The sequence below is a fragment of the Roseibium aggregatum IAM 12614 genome (genome assembly GCF_000168975.1).
Classification (GTDB): Bacteria; Pseudomonadota; Alphaproteobacteria; order Rhizobiales; family Stappiaceae; genus Roseibium; species Roseibium aggregatum.
This window is the reverse complement of record NZ_AAUW01000006.1, coordinates 25,053-40,134: the sequence shown is the minus strand read 5'-3', so window position 1 is coordinate 40,134 and position 15,082 is coordinate 25,053. Positions and strand designations below refer to the sequence as shown.

Genomic DNA, 15,082 nt, shown 5'->3' with positions numbered 1-15,082 from the left:
ATCAACCTGTCGCGCCAGTGGACCTTCCTGCTCAATACCAGAACCCTTCCCGCCGCCAAATGGTGAAATGGCCACGCACAGGCGGGTACGGGGTTCCGCCATCGATCGTGAATTCGCACCCGCCTTTGAGGCCCTTGCCTCCGGTTCGGCGCAGGGTGACATATTCGTTGCACTGCGGGCCGCCGCTGGAGCTCTGGCACATGTCGATCCGGGCGCGCTTGTCGTCCATTACATCCCAGACCCAGTCGACCAACGCCACGTGGCCGTTCCAGACCATGAAGTCGAGCGGTTTGACCTCGTTGATGTCATCGATGTTGATCTTGGCAACTTTCTCCGGATAATTTTTGGGAACGTTTCCGTAATATTTGTCCCACTCCCCGGTATAGATCAGGAAATTGGCGACGAAACCGATGCAATCCATTCCGAAAAACCGGTCCTGCACCATTTGCTGCAGTGCTGCCTGGTCTGACATCTTGTCAAAATAAAGCTTCTTGATCTTTCCTTTTTGCTCGACATTCTTGCTGCCGTCCTTGTTGGCCCGGCCGCAGACCTCGACCGTATACTGATCCAGAAGATGTTTGTTCTTCAGCATGAAGTTCCAGATCTTGATGAATGTCTTGTCGTTTCCCTGCCCCTTGAGTGCCAGATCGATGGCATTGGTGCCGAGATGCTGGTTCAGCGAGATGCCGTCAGCGTCCTTGATCCAGCGAAATTGCTTGAAAAAACTTGTCGCACTGTCGTTGCCGCCATTGGAGCGGGTCTTGCACAGATATTGTGAAAGCTTGACCGGGCCGGCGCTGGTCGGCAGGCCCGGTTTGGTGAGATAATCTACATATTCATAAGGCAGAAAAAAAGACTCGGCCACATTCACTCTCCCATGGTTAGGCCCCCTCAATGGCCCCTGAAGCTGTATGCGTATTCGGCGTCTTTCGTAGGCTTGCCGGTGCAGCCAAATAGCCACGTCCCCGGCGAATGCGTCTGTCTTCCACGTCACACAATTTATCATTGTTCCAGTGCGCGGCGTCACACCCATTGATGGGGCTAGACCGGTAAGATTCGAGCGGGGCGCTGCACCCAGTACGAGAAAACCGATGATCCTGTGGCCTTCGATCCCGGCACATATTTCGTTCGGCCAGGACGGCACCGGAGAAGGACATCCCCCTCACCGCATTTCAGCGATGGACAGACCTCGCCGACATCCATATGATCAAGTCATCTGATGATTTGGTAATTTGTGATGCAATCTCTGGCAAAAACCAGCCTTGTCGACAGTGCGGCAGAGGCGATCCGGGCGGAAATCGTAGGCCATCGCTGGTCCGTGGGCGAAAAGCTGCCCAACGAGGCTCAGCTTTCGGCGCAGCTTTCCATCAGTCGCGGCACCGTGCGCGAAGCTGTGCGCGTGCTTGTTTCGCAAGGCTATCTGGAAACCCGGCAGGGCTCGGGAACCTATGTGCTGTCGGTCGTGGATGCCACCGGGCCATTGACGATGGCGCGGCGGGCCACCCTGCGCGACCAGTTCGAGGCCAGACTGGCTTTGGATGCGGAGGCTGCCCGGCTGGCAGCCCACCGCCAGACGCCGACGGTGATCACCGAACTGCGCCGCTTGCTGGCTGAGCGAGGCAACTATGATGGTCAGGACAAGGCCGGCTTCGTGGATCGCGACTTCGCCTTTCACCGGGCCGTTGTTGCCGCCTCGCAAAACAGCGTGCTGGTCAACATGTACGAATTCTTCTCCGGTCTGATCGGCGAGACCATCGAGGCGACACTCGGAAAAGACCTGCAGGAACCGGACATGGCCGCCCATGCCGCCATTGTCGACGCCATCGAGACAGGCGATCCGGAGATGGCCGAGGCCGCCGTTCGCCGCTTCATGGCCCCGGTGCTGAGAGACCTCGAGCGGCTGCTCGGCTCATGAGCAAGGCATCTGAAATCGATCCGGGCTCGATCGAACTGATCGATGCCGAAGACATCGACGTTTCCACCGAACAACCACAGCCGGCTGCCCAGAGCGGACTGGTGCGGTTTCTGCTGGGCGCAAGCCTGGTGATGATTGCCTTCAATCTGCGCCCGGTCTTTTCCAGCGCCTCGGCGCTGCTGCCGGAAATCCGCGAGAGCTTCGGCCTGTCACCGACCGGTGCAAGCCTTCTGACAACGCTGCCCGTTGTCTGTCTCGGCCTGTTCTCGCCGCTGGCCCCACGCCTTGCCCGCCGCATCGGCACCGAACGCACCTTGCTTGCGGTTGTGCTTTTGCTGGCCCTTGGCACGGCTGCGCGCGGAACGTCTTCCGTGCCGCTGCTGTTTCTCGGAACGGCGCTGGCAGGTGCCTGCATTGCGGTTGGCAATGTTCTGCTGCCCGGGCTCGTCAAGCGCGACTTTCCCGACAAGGCCGCACTTGTGACCGGCTGGTACACGATGGCGCTATGCGCCGGAGCCGCCGCTGGCGCAGGACTGACCATTCCGTTTGAAGCGGCCCTTGGCGGCTCTATCGAGGGCGCACTTGCGATCTGGGCCGTGCCGGCGCTCGTGGTGGCTGTCCTGTGGTTTCCGCAGGTGATGGCAACGCGCAAGCGGGCAAGGGGCGCAACTTTTGGTGTGGAAGGCATGTGGGGCGACAGGCTGGCCTGGCATGTCACCTTGTTCATGGGTCTGCAATCCGCCCTTGCCTATTGCGTCTTCGGCTGGCTGGTGCCGATCCTGCGGGCGCGCGGGCTGGACGGCGTCACCGCCGGGGCCATCGTATCGGTGTCGGTGATGGTGCAGGCTGCCGCCTGCCTGATCGCGCCGCATCTTGCTGTTCGCGGCAAGGACCAGCGGCTGATCAACGTCACGCTTTGCGCCATAGCGGTTATCGCCCTGCTCGGCCTGCAATTCGCGCCGCTGTCCACCGTCTGGATCTGGGCGGTTCTGCAGGGTATTGGCCAGGGTGGACTGATTGCTGTGGCACTTACGGTCATCGTGTTGCGGACGCAGGATTCCCATTCCGCCGCCCAGCTTTCCGGCATGGCCCAATGTGTCGGCTACACGCTTGCGGCTATCGGGCCGCTGATCGTCGGACTTATCCGGAGCTGGACGGGAAGCTTTGCCTGGAGTGCGGTGCTGTTCGTGGCGCTTGGCCTTGGCGCTGCCATCAACGGCTGGTTTGCCGGAAAGGCGAGCCACGTCAACGTGGAGACGATCAAGCTGTCCGGCTGACCTCGCCAGAAGGGCTTGATGTTTCCAGCCGGTATTTCAGGAAGCGGGTGCTGTCATAATCCGTCTCGCCGATGAAATGGGCTCCCATCCGCCGCAGTGCACTGAGGTTCCGGCGGGATGGTGGCAGCAGGAAGGTGACGAAAGGAATGCGCGGGTCTTCCTTGGCAAAGGCCAGCGCCATTCTGGTGATCGGCATGCCGAGGCCGAAGGCTGACGGATGCAGCACCAGGCCGAAATCCCAATCCTCGCCTTCCTTCTGAAATCCGCCCCAGCCGACATAGCGGCCATCTGCCAGAAAGGCCCAGTGTCCAAGCCCGTCGCGCTGCCAGCAAGCTTCCTTGGCCGCGACGAAATTTTCAGCGGTGGCATGATCCCAGGTGAAGGTCAGAAGCGGCATATGGGTGCCGACACGCGGGTCGGACATATGCGCGACCAAGTCCTCCAGAGCGATGTCCGGCAGGCGCACAAACTCGATTATCGGCTGACTTGATCTGGGCATGGGCTGGCGTCTCCTGAAACTGGCCAGCGCCTCTTGCACCCAAAATTGCGGCTTCGATCAAGACAACTCAATTGCCAGACGATCAACACTGCGTGTTCAGGCGGTCATAAGTCCAGCTGACAGGAACGCAGCGTGAGGCGAAGTGTGCCGCAACCGGTATTAACGGCGGTACGTCGCGGCGATGCGGGAAATCTCTTCGTAGATGCCAGCAAGGATATTCAGGCTCTGGCCCGCCTCTTTCAGGCGGGCCTCAAATTCCGGCAGACTTGCGATCTGCTCGATCAACAGCCGCTTGCGGACAGCGCCGTAGTCATCCGTGATCTTCTTGCCTTCCGGCGTTGCCTGATAGGTCACACCCGAGCGGCCCGAGCCCTGCTTTTCAATCAACCCCGCCGCCACGAGCTTTCGCATCGAATACTGGATATTCGGAATGTCGTCCCGGTTGGTGAGACGAGCCAGTTCCTTGATGCTTTTGGCCCTGTCGTTCATGCGCACGATATGCAGCAGCGCGTTTTCCGGGCCGGTCGCCCCCACATCGCTGACGGAGGCCAGGCACTCGGTCTGCCAGCGTCCGAACGCCTCGAAGCAGCGCATCAAGGCAAATTCCAGCTCGGTGCAGACAACCTCCGCATCATTCTCTGAAAGGTGCCAGTGATAATTGAGCTTCTGATCGTCCGACTTGCCGGTCATCGGGTCCTCTTCGTTTTTCGATTCGAATATAGCTGCGATTCCGTTTGACGTAAGGGCGTTTTTGCACATAGTTTTAAATAAAAAATACAATTGAAAATCTATCCTAAATGGAGGGGATCCATGCCTACCAATATGATGAAAGACAAGACCGGCTTTAAACTCGGGACGTTTTCGTCCAACTGCTCGTCCGGAATGACGGTGACCAAATCGCCGTCCCGTTGGGTCAACAGTTGGGAAAACAACCTCAAACTCGGCCAGATGCTGGACGAGGCCGGCATCGACTTCATGCTGCCGATTGCTCGCTGGATCGGTTACGGCGGCGAAACGGACTTTCACGGCAGCGTTCTGGAGACGATCACCTGGGCAACCGCGCTGCTGGCCTCGACAAAGAACATCACGGTGTTTGCCACGGTGCATACGGCTGCAAACAATCCGGTGGTCGTGGCCAAGCAGATCGCAACGATGGATCAGGTGGGCAACGGCCGCGCGGGGCTGAACATTGTCGCCGGCTGGAACAAGCCGGAATACGAAGCCCTGGGTCTGACCCTGCCTGACGATCACGAAACCCGCTATGGCTACGCTCAGGAGTGGTTCGATGTGGTTGAAAAACTCTGGACCTCGCAGGAGTATTTCGACTGGGAGGGCAAGTATTTCAACCTGAAGCATGTCGCTGGAGACCCCAAGCCCGTCAACGGCCGCCCGCCCATCCTGAACGCGGCAGGCTCGGCAACCGGACGCACCTTTGCCACCGACAACGCCGACTACCTGTTCACTCCGGCCATTGATCTCAGCCGTTCGGTTGACGAAATCAAGGAACTGAAGGCGCAGGCGGCTGAGAAAGGCCGCGATGTCGGCGTTCTGACCTTCAGCCACGTGATCTGCCGCGAGACAGAAGAAGAAGCGACGGCCCTTCGAGACCGGCTGATGGGCGATCTGGCCGACTGGGAAGCGGTGGACAATCTGGTCAATCTTCAGTTTGCGCACGCTCAGTCGTTTCCGCACGATCTGCTGGCCCAGATCAAGAACCTGTTCGCCATGGGTCACGGCGGCTTCCCACTGGTCGGGACACCGCGGCAGGTTGCCGACGGTATTCTCAAGCTGCACGAGACAGGCTTTGCCGGAACGACGCTCTCCTTTGTCGATTACGTTGAGGAATTCCCCTATTTCCGCGACAACGTTCTGCCGCTGCTTGCGGAAGCCGGTATCCGGTAATGGAACCCGTACCGTCCAAAGACTTCACCAACGCCATGCGGGCGTTGGTGGGCAATTGTTCCGTGATCACGGTCGGTGAGGGAGAGGACATTTCCGGCCTTCTCGTCACATCGGCCATGTCGCTGAGCGCCGATCCGCCGATGGTGCTCGCCTGTGTCAACAAGGCGTCTTCCAGTTGGCCTCTGTTGAAGAAATACCCGAAATTCGGGTGGTCTTCGCTCGGCCCGGAACACCGGAAGGTTGCCGAGAATTTTTCCGGGTTTGGTGGGGTCAAAGGCGCAGAACGATATGCCGGGGCCGATTGGCGCACGGCGGAAACCGGGGCCCTGCTTCTGGAGGGCGCACCGGCGGCTTTCGATTGCGAAGTCGAGGAGATGATCGACAGGGCAACCCACTCGATTGTCATCGGCAAGGTGCGTGCAATCCGGCAAAACCAGTCAAAGGGTGCGCTGGTTTACTGGAACGGAGCCTTCCATCCCTTGTGAGGGCTCGGCGGCCAAAGCCATTGATGTGAGAGCCTGCGGGCGGAGAAGGCAGGTCATTGCCGAAGAAGCGTCTCTCCGCCCCTCGTACCTGAAAAGATCTGAAAACGCCCCCTGTGACCGCAAGGCGTCCGGAGGCCGCACATTCTTGCGGGTTTCAGAGCGTGTCTTCCTCATGAAGATCCGGTTTGCCGTGTTCCATGGAAGCTGAATAGGGAACCATTCTGCCTGCCACCCGTTACTTCAGTGGACCCACATCAGATACAGGAGGACCAGATGGACCTTTCCATGAACGACCTCAGCCCGAAACTTCGCGAAGAAGCTGAAGCGGAGGCGAAAAAGATCAAACGGGTCGCCGACAAAACCAACGCCGGCGGTCAGCTGGGCGGTACGTTTTTCGGGCAGGAATCGGACGACGGCATGGCGCCGCCGAAATCGGTAGCAGCCGGTCGCTCCTGACACACATCCGGCATATACGGCAGGCTGACCCAGCCTGCCGGTGAACCGACCGACGGCCTGAGGCCCAAAATAATAAGAACGACCTATCCAGGCGCCCGCCGCCGGGTCGGTTTCACTTCAGATCGTCAGCCGGGCCCTCGCCTTGAAGACGATCATCCTTCCAGAATCAAATGCGGTACGAACCGAGACAGGTCCTGCGTGACGGGCGCTTTATCCTCACGCAAACAGATCCCCGATGCCTGACCGCCAATGATCCACGAACCAATCATCACATAGTCGTCGCCGAATTTCGGCGGCTCGGAATAGGCCTGTAAAATGTGGCCTTCCGCGCCATACCCTCCCGGTGTACTGAGGTCTTCGCCGCCGGCACCGCGCACCGTGATGTTTGCGCCTTCCCGGCTGAAGAAGGGTTTGCGCACATATGCGCCTTTCAGGAAGGCTTCATCCGCCTCGCCTTCAAAGTAAGACGGCAAAAGGTTTGGATGATCAGGAAACATGTCCCAGAGAACCGGCAGGATTGCCTTGTTTGAGAGTATAGCCTTCCAGGGCGGCTCCAGAAGCTGGATCGGCGCATCTGGCAGGAAGGGGCCGTAATCCTCGCGCAGCATGTCCTCATAAGGATAGAGCTTGAACAGCGCGTCGATGACGAAGCTGTCGGCATCGGCAAAACGGCCTTCTGCGTCCAGTCCGATTTCTTCCACGGCAACAAAATGCGGTATCAGCCCCGCCTGCCTGGCGCAGTCTTCCAGGTAGCGCACCGTGGCGCGGTCTTCATCGTGATCCTTCGATGAGGCGAAGTGGATGTGATAGCCGGGTGCAAACATGGCGGCGAACCGCTCGATCAGGCGGTCCTGCACGGAGTTGAACTGATCGCTGCCCGCCGGCAGAACACCCGCCGCCATCTGCTGTTCCAGCCACATCCATTGAAAGAAGCCGGTTTCGTAAAGCGCTGTCGGTGTATCGGCGTTGAATTCGAGAAGTTTTGCCGGGCCTCTACCGTCGTAAAAGAAGTCGAAACGGCCATAGAGCGAGGGTTGCTGCTGCTCCCAGGAGTTGCGGATCCAGGAGCGGTATTTTTCCGGGATCGCCATCTTGTCCATGAGCGCGTTGTCACGCACGGCCCGGTCGACCAGATCGAGGCACATGCCGTAAAGCTCCTGGGAGGGATCTTCCAGGTCGTCCTCGATCTCGCGCAGGCTGAACTGATAGGCGTGGGTCTCGTCCCAGTATGGCGCGCCATACATGGTGTGAAAGCCGAAGCCGAGCTGCTCGGCTTCTTCCTTCCACCCCGGTCTTTCGGGAACTGCGATCCGCTTCATGATGCGAGCGGCGCGTCAGAGTTTGGCCAGAAGGGCCTGCACGTCGTTGCGAGCCGGATTTTCCAGGGCCTTGATCTTGGCTTCCAGATCCGCACCACTTTCAAGGCGGGCATCTTCCTCGGCGGCTTCCAGCATGGCCTGCTGTTCGGCCTGGCGCTGCTCCAGCCGGGCAAGGCTGTCGACCGCGCTGGCCAGCCGGCCGTCGGACGCCGTGGTATTGGTGGAGGCTGCCTTCTGCGCCTTGATCAAGGCTTCGTTGGCCCTGGCGCTTTCCATCTTGCGCTGCAGGGTTTCGATCTTGTTCATCGACTGGCGAATGGTGCTGTCCATCCGCTCTTCGGTGGTCTTGTACTGCTCGAACAGAGCCTGGTCGGCTTCCGCCTTGTCGCGCAGTTTCAGCACGCTCTCGATAATCTCGATGGCCAGAGGCTCGTCACCCTGTGCCTTGGCGCTGCGGGCTGCTTCGGTGCGGCGCTCGATCTCTGCCATCAGCTCAGCGACGGATTTTTCCTTCAGCTTGCGGTTGGCCGCCATGCGCGCCTTTTCGTCCTTGGCCGCGCCGATCGCCTGTTTCGCCTCACGGATTTCCTGTTCCAGGATCGTCATCAGGTTGGCGTCCTGAACGGACTCCGCGGCATTGTGGGCGTGGCCCTTGAACGCCGTGATCAATTTGCCCCAAACACTCATCTTCAAATGTCCTTCTTCAAATTGGCGGCGGGATCAGGCAACGGCCGTCGGACCGACGTCGGCGGCCAGTTCCAGGGCGCAGTTGGCGATGGTGCGCAGTTCCGTCTCGACAGAATCGAGGGTCGAGCGCACGGACATGGCGCCAAAAAGCTCGTAATATTCACGTCCGTCGATCATGTCGATCGACAGGGCGCAGAGCGGTAGAAGCTTCTTGTGGTTGCGCAACATCATCGCTTCAAAGGAAGCCGGATCGTCCTGGGCTTCGCAGGGCCAAAGCACTGTGGACGTCAGAATCTGAGTCTCGCCGACAACCATGAACAGGGTGATCTCACCGGCCGACTGAAGCTGGACTTCCAGCACGCCAGGTTGGTCCGGACTGATCACGCAGCCGATTTCACCTTCGCCGAAGGTGTCCGATTGCTCCAGAGCTTTCTTGAGCTCCGAAAGTGTCCAGGGAGATTGCCGCGTACTCATCCAAAGCCCTCCATTTCAAAGCCGGAACCGGGATCCGGCACCGAACAAGTAGAAGCGCAGCCTACCCGTTTCAAGCGATTATTCAGGAAGCTATGCTGAATTGACAAGGCGGCGGCGGCTGGTCAGAGTAGCCCGCGACCGAAACAGGGGGCAAATTTCAGCGGTGCCGATCCTGCAACTCATCATTTCCCGGCTCTACCAGCATGTCCTGGAGCTCAAGCTCTGGCTGCTTGCGACGCTGATCTGCGCCTATATGGTGATTTCATGGATCCTGTTTTTCCTCGCTGGTGAAACCGGCCTGACAGGCAATCCGCTGACCTTCATCTATTTCGCGGCGACGACCGCCTCGACGGTCGGTTACGGCGACCTGTCGCCGGCAACGGAGGCGGGCCGGATGGTGGCTGCCTTCTGGTTCTTTCCGGGCGCGCTGCTGATTTTCTCCGCGGTGCTGGGCCGGTTGACGGGTGTCCTTGTGGAAGGAGTAAGGCGTATGGCTGACGGCAACGGAAACTATGAGAGGGTGCAGAACGCCACTGTGATTGTCGGCTACCACCGGGACAAGACACCGCTGATGGTGGAGAACCTGATTGCCGGCCAGGACGGCGACGACAAGATCATCCTGCTCGCCGATTCCAAGAATGTGGAAGTGCCGGAAGGGGTCCGTCTGATCCGGGCCGAACGCATGGATGCCCTGCAGTCGCTGCGGCGCGCGGCCATCCCCGGTGCGCAGAAAGTGCTTGTCTATGCCGGCTCGGACGCGGAAACCTTCAACACCTGCCTTGCCATTCGGGAACTGAACGACACCGTGCACATCGCGGCCTATTTCGAGGATCGAGACACAGCCCGGCGCGCGGGCAAGCTCGCCCATATCGAGCCGGTGGTGTCGAACGCCTGCGAGGCGCTGGTCCGCGCGGCGCAGGACCCGGGCGCGGGCCAGATCCTGATGGCGCTGTCTACAGCCGGCCTTGGCGCGACCATCTATTCGGCCATCGTCCAGAGCAGCAGCGGCACGGATACCGGCTCTCTGGAACAGGCCCTTTCCAAATCCGAAGGCACGCTGATCGCCGTTTCCCAGCCGGACAATCCGGATTTCCTGTTCAGGCCCTTCCCCAAGACGTTGAAACCGGGCGGCTCAATCTATTATCTCGCGAACAAACGTCTCGCGGCGCGCGAGATCGAGGACAGTCTTGGGGGAACAGATGTTCGGATCACTGTTTAACAAGAAGGACAAGGGCTGGCAGCCACCGGAAATTCTCGGCCTGACGATCGGGCGGGGCATTTCCTTCGACCCCATCGCGCTGCGCCTTCTGCCTGCCGACAGCCTGATCGAGCGGCCGGACACAACGCTGATGATCACCGCCCAGGGCCATTGCGACCTCGGCGAGCAATCGCACATGCATCGTTTCTATCCGGACGACGACCGTTTCCTGATCCAGTTTCAGGGCGGCGACGGCAAGGAGGACGAGCGCGTCGACGAGATCATGCTGTGGTATTTCTATGACGTGCAGTATCCGTCCGGCGATGCCGAGTGGAACCGTGTGAAGTCCGCCATCCGCCAGACCAGCTTCTCGCTGCCCGGTGAAGAAGGCGACTTCCGCTTCGAGCGGGCCTGGTTCGACACATCAACTTCACCGGAAGATCCCATGACCTACTGGGAGGAAGTCTGCGACGACCGCAATGGCGGCGGCAGGCGCAAGATCTTCCAGACGGCGATGCTTTTTGCCCGGTCCCTCAAGGATGGGCGGGACGAAATGCTGCTCGTCAACATGGAAGAGCCGGAAAATGCGGAACGCAGTGTCGCGTTCATGCTAGGCTTCCCCCTAGAACGTCATAATTTTTCTGTCTGAACTGAATAGTGGAGACCAATATGGCAGACCTTCAGGCGTCCCTTTCAGGCATCGTTCCATTTATTGCCTATTTCATAGTAGCCATCGTCATGCTGCTGGTTTTCATGAAAATCTATACGGTGATGACGCCGCATGACGAGATGGCCTTGATCAAGGAAAACAATGTTGCCGCTTCGGTGGTCTTCAGTGCGGCCTTTCTCGGCTTTTCGCTGCCACTGGCCAGCGCCGCCGCCAATTCGGTGAGCATCTTCGACTTCATCGTCTGGGGCATTATCGCCTGCGCCGCCCAGCTTGTCGTCTATCAGGTCTTCCGCCGGTTCTTCCCGAAGGTCACGGACCGTATCAAGGGCGGCGAAATGGCGATCAGCACCAATCTTGCTGCCATTTCACTCACGGTCGGCCTGCTGAACGCGGCCTGCATCACCTATTGACCTGGCCGGATCGGGCACGGTCCTCCACCGATGCCCCGGCCGCATCACGCAAAGCATTTCATCAGACCGTTTGAAGGTCGGGAGAAAATTCATGAAACGCTCCAAGTCGATCAAGCTGATGGTCATGGCGACGACAACCGTGACCATTGCGGGCTGTTCGGACGAACCGACGCTGGATGGCAAGGTCTACAAGACCGAGGCGGAATGTGTCGCCGACAGCTATGTTCCGGACGAGGTCTGTGTCGAGGCAATCACCGCCGGCAAGGCAATCCACAAGGTTTCGGGACCGCGCTATGAAAATGTCCAGCTTTGCAACGAGCAACACGGCAACAATGCGTGCGCCTATGACACTGCCAGCGACGGGACGTCCTACTACACGCCGTTTCCGGCCGGGTACTTCCTGGCAGGGGCGCTGACCGGTGCCGTCACCAACCAGCTGATCCAGAGCAACGTCCGCCCGATCTATTCGGAACGCGGCAGCACACGGTACTACACATCCGGTGGATACTACGTCGGCAGCTACGGCGGTGGCAGCTGGCGCACCTATGACGACGCAGTCAAAACGCCGCCCAAGCCTGCACAGGTCCAGACACGGACCTCCGTTGCCTCGCGCGGCGGGTTCGGCAGCCGGTCAAGTTCCGGGTTCCGGGGCGGGTAACTGTCCCCTCCAGTCACGGGCCTTGAAGCTGCCGGGGCCAGGTCCGGTGATCTGACGCCAGCCTTGGCACGTAAAATCGCCAAAGCGCGAGGGTGTTGAAATGTACCGGCTTCTTTCTTTCGTCTGGTGTCTGGCGGCAACGTTTCTTTGCGCTGTTGCTCAAGCCAAGGACCTCGAGGGCCAAAGCGAAGCAGGCCGGTCGGCCCATGCCTTCACATTCGAAATGCCTTTTGGCGAACCGCTTGCGCTGAAGGACTACGCCGGCAAGGCGGTGCTGGTCGTCAACACGGCCACGGAATGCGGCTTTAGCGGTCAGTTGGCCGGCCTGCAGAAACTCCATGAAGCCTATTCGGACCGGGGCTTGCTGGTGCTCGGGGTGCCTTCCAATGATTTTGGCGGCCAGGAACCCCGGGCTGACGGTGACATCGCCAAGTTCTGCGAGGCCAAATACGGTGCGGAATTTCCGCTGGCTGCCAAGACGGTGGTGAAGGGCGATCAGGCCCACCCGTTTTATCTCTGGGCTGCCCGCGAACTTGGCCCCACGGCGCGGCCGTACTGGAACTTCCACAAGTATCTGATTGGGCCTGACGGCAGCATTGTCGCCTGGTTCCCGACACCTGTGCCCCCGACCGCCCCGGATATGACGGCAGCGATCGAAAAGGTCCTGCCGGGGTCCTGATCCCGCCTCTTCATCGTTGCAAGACTGGCAATGCCCTCGCGAGCCGGTGGGCATGCTTTCCTGCCCGCAGGCAGGCCCGAGCTCGCGTGGTTTGCAAGCTGGCGACCCCAAACTTCGTTTGCCCTGCCGAGTTTCTCCCTCCCCCTCTGCTGCTTCGCAGCGTGGAATCCGTGTCTTGGCCGTTGCCTCTGCACGCGCAATGCGCTAGGCAACGTAAGTAATGTAATAACATTACTAATCAATTGACCCTTTTCCCTCCCTTTTCAGCAGAGGATCATATCCATGCAATCACGGTTTGGCAGTCTGGCGGGCGCTTGTGCGCTCGTAGCGTCGTTCCTCGTGGCCGCTCCCGCCCAGGCGCAGGAAGCCAAGGACACAGTGACGAAACACGACCATTCGCACGCACATTCCCACGATCACGCAAGCGATGCAGAGCGGCAGATTTACAAGGGCTATTTCGAGGACAGCCAGATCCAGCCGCGCCTACTCACCGATTGGCAAGGCGAATGGCAGTCCGTTTATCCCTACCTGCAGGATGGAACGCTGGACCCGGTGATGGCGCACAAGGCCGACCATGGCAGCAAGACGGCTGAAGAGTACAAAGCCTATTACGAGGCGGGCTATCGCACCGATGTCGACCGGATCGTGATTGGTGCGGACAGCGTGACCTTCCAGATGGAAACCGGCGCCTTCGAAGGGCAATATGCCGCCGATGGCTTCGAGATCCTGACCTATGAAAAAGGCAATCGCGGCGTCCGCTTCATCTTCAAGAAAACCGCAGGCGATGACAAGGCCCCGGCCTTCATCCAGTTCAGCGATCACCGGATCGCCCCTTCGAAATCCGACCATTATCACCTTTACTGGGGCGACGACCGGCAGGAGATCCTGAAGGAACTGACCAACTGGCCGACCTATTATCCGGCCGCGTTGAGCGGAGACGAGATCGTCCATGAAATGACGGCGCATTAAGGCCGCTCACGCCGATACCGACGATGCGCGCTGGCCCTCACCATCAAGCGAAGGCCGAGCGCGCGTTGTCCCCTGCGGCTGGAGCAAGCCCCCCTCGTCCAGCCCTCTTGAGCCACATCAACGCCAGCATCTCAGTCCACGCCTAGGCTGCCAGAAGTATTTCCCGCAACATGGAGATGAAGCATGGCTGTTTCCGACTGGAACGACTTTGTGGCCCAAACCGATGAACGCATGGCTGCCGTACGTAAAGGCATTCCGGAGGTCGCCAAGGGCTTCGGATCTCTGGCGAAAGCCGCGACCGCGCCGGGTGCTCTCGATGCGAAGACCAAGGAACTGATCGCGCTGGCGATCGGCATCACCGCCCGCTGCGACGGCTGTCTTGCCTATCACGCCCGCGCCGCGGCACGCCTTGGAGCGAACAGGGACGAGATCCTCGAGGTGATCGGCGTCTCGGTCTACATGGGCGGCGGCCCCTCGATGATCTATGGAGCCGAGGCGCTGGCAGCCTTCGACGGCTTGAAAGACGACGGCTGAGCAGAGCATTTTTTCAGGCAAGCCGGACGGCTGTCGGCAGGCTCACCCCTCTCCTTCCAGCAGTGCGTCCGCCAGGGCTTCGCACGCGCTGGATCGGGTGTGCTTGCTGCGCACGAGGATGATGTCCAGCGGGTCCAGCGGCGGCAGGCCGCTGTCGTGATCGACACGTTCGACCGTCGGGGGAACCGCCATCTGTACGACGGCGGCAACGGCAAGGCCTGCCTCGACAAGCGTGACCAGCGCCGAATGGCTGAAACTGGAATAGGCGGAGCGGTAGCGCAGGCCGCTGCGCCCCAGCGCTGCCAGCGCAACCGTCCGGGCCTGGCTGCCAGGTTCATAAAGCGCAACGGGCAGCGGGTCCCGTTCCATGGCCTGGCCATCGCGGGAGCTGATCCAGACCATCGGCTCCCGGCGGATGAGCCGCCCTTCCGTTCCGCCTGTGCGCGTGACGATGGCAAGGTCGATCCGGCCATCCTCGACCTGCGGCAGCAGCGCGGTCGATTGGGCACAGACGACGTTTAACTCGACACGCGGAAACAGACTGGCGAACCGCCTGAGAACATCCGGCAGCATGGCGGCGATGTAGTCGTCCGGCGCTCCGATGGTGACCGTCCCTTCCATCTCCGGCTGGCGAAAGGCTTCCACAGCCTCATCATGCAGGCGCAGAATTCTCCTGGCGTAGCCTTCCAGTTCCTCCCCCGTCCGCGTGAGGGCCAGATTGCGCGTGTCGCGCACAAACAAGGGCTTGCCGATGCGGTCTTCCAGCCGCTGGATCTGCATGGACACCGTCGCAGGCGACTTGTGCACGCGGGTTGCCGCGCGCGAAAAGCTCATGGCATCGACACAGGCGAGAAAGGTGCGCAGAAGGGCGTGATCGAGCTGCATAATTCTTCAATATTTTCAAAAAGTATCTTCAGATTATATCGTTTGACCAAACAATAAAAGGGGCC

Annotated in this window: 19 protein-coding genes; 12 read left to right on the top strand and 7 right to left on the bottom strand. The window is 60.0% G+C overall.

Annotated features, from left to right (window positions below):
- Positions 1 to 31: 31 nt before the first annotated feature.
- Positions 32 to 865, bottom strand: coding sequence for a hypothetical protein (locus SIAM614_RS09350; protein WP_040439759.1), 834 nt, complete (start codon positions 863 to 865; stop codon positions 32 to 34).
- A 372-nt stretch (positions 866 to 1,237) separates the two neighbouring features.
- Here SIAM614_RS09350 and SIAM614_RS09345 point away from each other — a divergent pair, with 372 nt between their 5' ends.
- Positions 1,238 to 1,915, top strand: a complete 678-nt coding sequence (locus tag SIAM614_RS09345) for a FadR/GntR family transcriptional regulator (RefSeq protein ID WP_006933933.1) — start codon at positions 1,238 to 1,240, stop codon at positions 1,913 to 1,915.
- Positions 1,912 to 3,192, top strand: coding sequence for a CynX/NimT family MFS transporter (locus SIAM614_RS09340; protein WP_006933932.1), 1,281 nt, complete (start codon positions 1,912 to 1,914; stop codon positions 3,190 to 3,192). The genes SIAM614_RS09345 and SIAM614_RS09340 overlap by 4 nt, the downstream gene beginning before the upstream one ends.
- Here SIAM614_RS09340 and SIAM614_RS09335 read toward each other — a convergent pair.
- Together SIAM614_RS09335 and SIAM614_RS09330 are read right to left on the bottom strand one after the other, a co-directional pair.
- A complete protein-coding gene (locus tag SIAM614_RS09335; protein ID WP_006933930.1) occupies positions 3,176 to 3,691 on the bottom strand; it encodes a GNAT family N-acetyltransferase in 516 nt (171 codons plus the stop codon). The genes SIAM614_RS09340 and SIAM614_RS09335 overlap by 17 nt on opposite strands.
- Positions 3,692 to 3,850: 159 nt before the next feature.
- On the bottom strand, positions 3,851 to 4,381 hold the full coding sequence (locus SIAM614_RS09330) for a winged helix DNA-binding protein (protein WP_040439758.1): 531 nt from the start codon (positions 4,379 to 4,381) through the stop codon (positions 3,851 to 3,853).
- A 120-nt stretch (positions 4,382 to 4,501) separates the two neighbouring features.
- On the opposite strand from SIAM614_RS09330, the gene SIAM614_RS09325 reads away from it, so the two are divergent.
- The 3 genes from SIAM614_RS09325 (at position 4,502) to SIAM614_RS09315 (ending at position 6,534) form a co-directional block, all read left to right on the top strand.
- Entirely contained in the window at positions 4,502 to 5,593 is a 1,092-nt protein-coding gene (locus tag SIAM614_RS09325) for an LLM class flavin-dependent oxidoreductase (protein ID WP_040439756.1), read from the top strand.
- Entirely contained in the window at positions 5,593 to 6,078 is a 486-nt protein-coding gene (locus SIAM614_RS09320) for a flavin reductase family protein (RefSeq protein ID WP_006933926.1), read from the top strand. The genes SIAM614_RS09325 and SIAM614_RS09320 overlap by 1 nt, the downstream gene beginning before the upstream one ends.
- A gap of 273 nt (positions 6,079 to 6,351) precedes the next feature.
- Entirely contained in the window at positions 6,352 to 6,534 is a 183-nt protein-coding gene (locus SIAM614_RS09315; protein WP_006933923.1) for a hypothetical protein, read from the top strand.
- 152 nt (positions 6,535 to 6,686) lie between these two features.
- On the opposite strand, the gene SIAM614_RS09310 is transcribed toward SIAM614_RS09315, so the two are convergent.
- From SIAM614_RS09310 to SIAM614_RS09300, 3 genes are read right to left on the bottom strand one after another with little or no spacing between them, the layout of a single operon-like run.
- On the bottom strand, positions 6,687 to 7,853 hold the full coding sequence (locus SIAM614_RS09310; protein ID WP_006933921.1) for a glutathionylspermidine synthase family protein: 1,167 nt from the start codon (positions 7,851 to 7,853) through the stop codon (positions 6,687 to 6,689).
- A 15-nt stretch (positions 7,854 to 7,868) separates the two neighbouring features.
- Complete coding sequence (locus SIAM614_RS09305) at positions 7,869 to 8,540, bottom strand: PspA/IM30 family protein (RefSeq protein WP_006933919.1); 672 nt, start codon at positions 8,538 to 8,540, stop codon at positions 7,869 to 7,871.
- A gap of 33 nt (positions 8,541 to 8,573) precedes the next feature.
- Positions 8,574 to 9,014 (bottom strand): YjfI family protein, encoded by a 441-nt coding sequence (locus tag SIAM614_RS09300; protein WP_006933917.1) that lies wholly within the window; start codon positions 9,012 to 9,014, stop codon positions 8,574 to 8,576.
- Between the two features lie 163 nt (positions 9,015 to 9,177).
- Here SIAM614_RS09300 and SIAM614_RS09295 point away from each other — a divergent pair, with 163 nt between their 5' ends.
- The 7 genes from SIAM614_RS09295 to SIAM614_RS09265 all read left to right on the top strand — a co-directional run bounded on the left by SIAM614_RS09295 (position 9,178) and on the right by SIAM614_RS09265 (position 14,132).
- Positions 9,178 to 10,233 carry an ion channel gene (locus SIAM614_RS09295; RefSeq protein WP_006933915.1) on the top strand — a complete coding sequence of 352 codons (1,056 nt, stop codon included), beginning with the start codon at positions 9,178 to 9,180 and terminating at the stop codon, positions 10,231 to 10,233.
- On the top strand, positions 10,214 to 10,861 hold the full coding sequence (locus tag SIAM614_RS09290) for a DUF2491 family protein (protein WP_006933913.1): 648 nt from the start codon (positions 10,214 to 10,216) through the stop codon (positions 10,859 to 10,861). The genes SIAM614_RS09295 and SIAM614_RS09290 overlap by 20 nt, the downstream gene beginning before the upstream one ends.
- A gap of 20 nt (positions 10,862 to 10,881) precedes the next feature.
- On the top strand, positions 10,882 to 11,292 hold the full coding sequence (locus SIAM614_RS09285) for a DUF350 domain-containing protein (protein ID WP_006933910.1): 411 nt from the start codon (positions 10,882 to 10,884) through the stop codon (positions 11,290 to 11,292).
- Positions 11,293 to 11,383: 91 nt separating this feature from the next.
- Entirely contained in the window at positions 11,384 to 11,950 is a 567-nt protein-coding gene (locus SIAM614_RS09280; protein WP_006933909.1) for a DUF1190 domain-containing protein, read from the top strand.
- A 100-nt stretch (positions 11,951 to 12,050) separates the two neighbouring features.
- Positions 12,051 to 12,629, top strand: coding sequence for a glutathione peroxidase (locus SIAM614_RS09275; RefSeq protein WP_006933907.1), 579 nt, complete (start codon positions 12,051 to 12,053; stop codon positions 12,627 to 12,629).
- Positions 12,630 to 12,911: 282 nt separating this feature from the next.
- Entirely contained in the window at positions 12,912 to 13,598 is a 687-nt protein-coding gene (locus SIAM614_RS09270; protein WP_006933905.1) for a ZinT family metal-binding protein, read from the top strand.
- Between the two features lie 183 nt (positions 13,599 to 13,781).
- Positions 13,782 to 14,132, top strand: coding sequence for a carboxymuconolactone decarboxylase family protein (locus SIAM614_RS09265; protein ID WP_006933902.1), 351 nt, complete (start codon positions 13,782 to 13,784; stop codon positions 14,130 to 14,132).
- Positions 14,133 to 14,174: 42 nt separating this feature from the next.
- Here the strand turns inward: SIAM614_RS09265 and SIAM614_RS09260 are convergent, their stop codons facing one another.
- The gene (locus tag SIAM614_RS09260; protein WP_006933899.1) at positions 14,175 to 15,017 is read right to left on the bottom strand and encodes a LysR substrate-binding domain-containing protein; all 843 of its coding nucleotides are present in this window, start codon (positions 15,015 to 15,017) and stop codon (positions 14,175 to 14,177) included.
- Between the last annotated feature and the right edge of the window lie 65 nt (positions 15,018 to 15,082).

What these genes read in the sequence shown, in the direction of transcription:
- SIAM614_RS09345 (WP_006933933.1), top strand. Translation starts at nt 1,238, where the DNA reads ATGCAATCTCTGGCAAAAACCAGCCTTGTCGACAGTGCGGCAGAGGCG.
- SIAM614_RS09340 (WP_006933932.1), top strand. Translation starts at nt 1,912, where the DNA reads ATGAGCAAGGCATCTGAAATCGATCCGGGCTCGATCGAACTGATCGAT.
- SIAM614_RS09335 (WP_006933930.1), bottom strand. Translation starts at nt 3,691, where the DNA reads ATGCCCAGATCAAGTCAGCCGATAATCGAGTTTGTGCGCCTGCCGGAC.
- SIAM614_RS09330 (WP_040439758.1), bottom strand. Translation starts at nt 4,381, where the DNA reads ATGACCGGCAAGTCGGACGATCAGAAGCTCAATTATCACTGGCACCTT.
- SIAM614_RS09325 (WP_040439756.1), top strand. Translation starts at nt 4,502, where the DNA reads ATGCCTACCAATATGATGAAAGACAAGACCGGCTTTAAACTCGGGACG.
- SIAM614_RS09320 (WP_006933926.1), top strand. Translation starts at nt 5,593, where the DNA reads ATGGAACCCGTACCGTCCAAAGACTTCACCAACGCCATGCGGGCGTTG.
- SIAM614_RS09315 (WP_006933923.1), top strand. Translation starts at nt 6,352, where the DNA reads ATGGACCTTTCCATGAACGACCTCAGCCCGAAACTTCGCGAAGAAGCT.
- SIAM614_RS09310 (WP_006933921.1), bottom strand. Translation starts at nt 7,853, where the DNA reads ATGAAGCGGATCGCAGTTCCCGAAAGACCGGGGTGGAAGGAAGAAGCC.
- SIAM614_RS09305 (WP_006933919.1), bottom strand. Translation starts at nt 8,540, where the DNA reads ATGAGTGTTTGGGGCAAATTGATCACGGCGTTCAAGGGCCACGCCCAC.
- SIAM614_RS09300 (WP_006933917.1), bottom strand. Translation starts at nt 9,014, where the DNA reads ATGAGTACGCGGCAATCTCCCTGGACACTTTCGGAGCTCAAGAAAGCT.
- SIAM614_RS09290 (WP_006933913.1), top strand. Translation starts at nt 10,214, where the DNA reads ATGTTCGGATCACTGTTTAACAAGAAGGACAAGGGCTGGCAGCCACCG.
- SIAM614_RS09285 (WP_006933910.1), top strand. Translation starts at nt 10,882, where the DNA reads ATGGCAGACCTTCAGGCGTCCCTTTCAGGCATCGTTCCATTTATTGCC.
- SIAM614_RS09280 (WP_006933909.1), top strand. Translation starts at nt 11,384, where the DNA reads ATGAAACGCTCCAAGTCGATCAAGCTGATGGTCATGGCGACGACAACC.
- SIAM614_RS09275 (WP_006933907.1), top strand. Translation starts at nt 12,051, where the DNA reads ATGTACCGGCTTCTTTCTTTCGTCTGGTGTCTGGCGGCAACGTTTCTT.
- SIAM614_RS09270 (WP_006933905.1), top strand. Translation starts at nt 12,912, where the DNA reads ATGCAATCACGGTTTGGCAGTCTGGCGGGCGCTTGTGCGCTCGTAGCG.
- SIAM614_RS09265 (WP_006933902.1), top strand. Translation starts at nt 13,782, where the DNA reads ATGGCTGTTTCCGACTGGAACGACTTTGTGGCCCAAACCGATGAACGC.
- SIAM614_RS09260 (WP_006933899.1), bottom strand. Translation starts at nt 15,017, where the DNA reads ATGCAGCTCGATCACGCCCTTCTGCGCACCTTTCTCGCCTGTGTCGAT.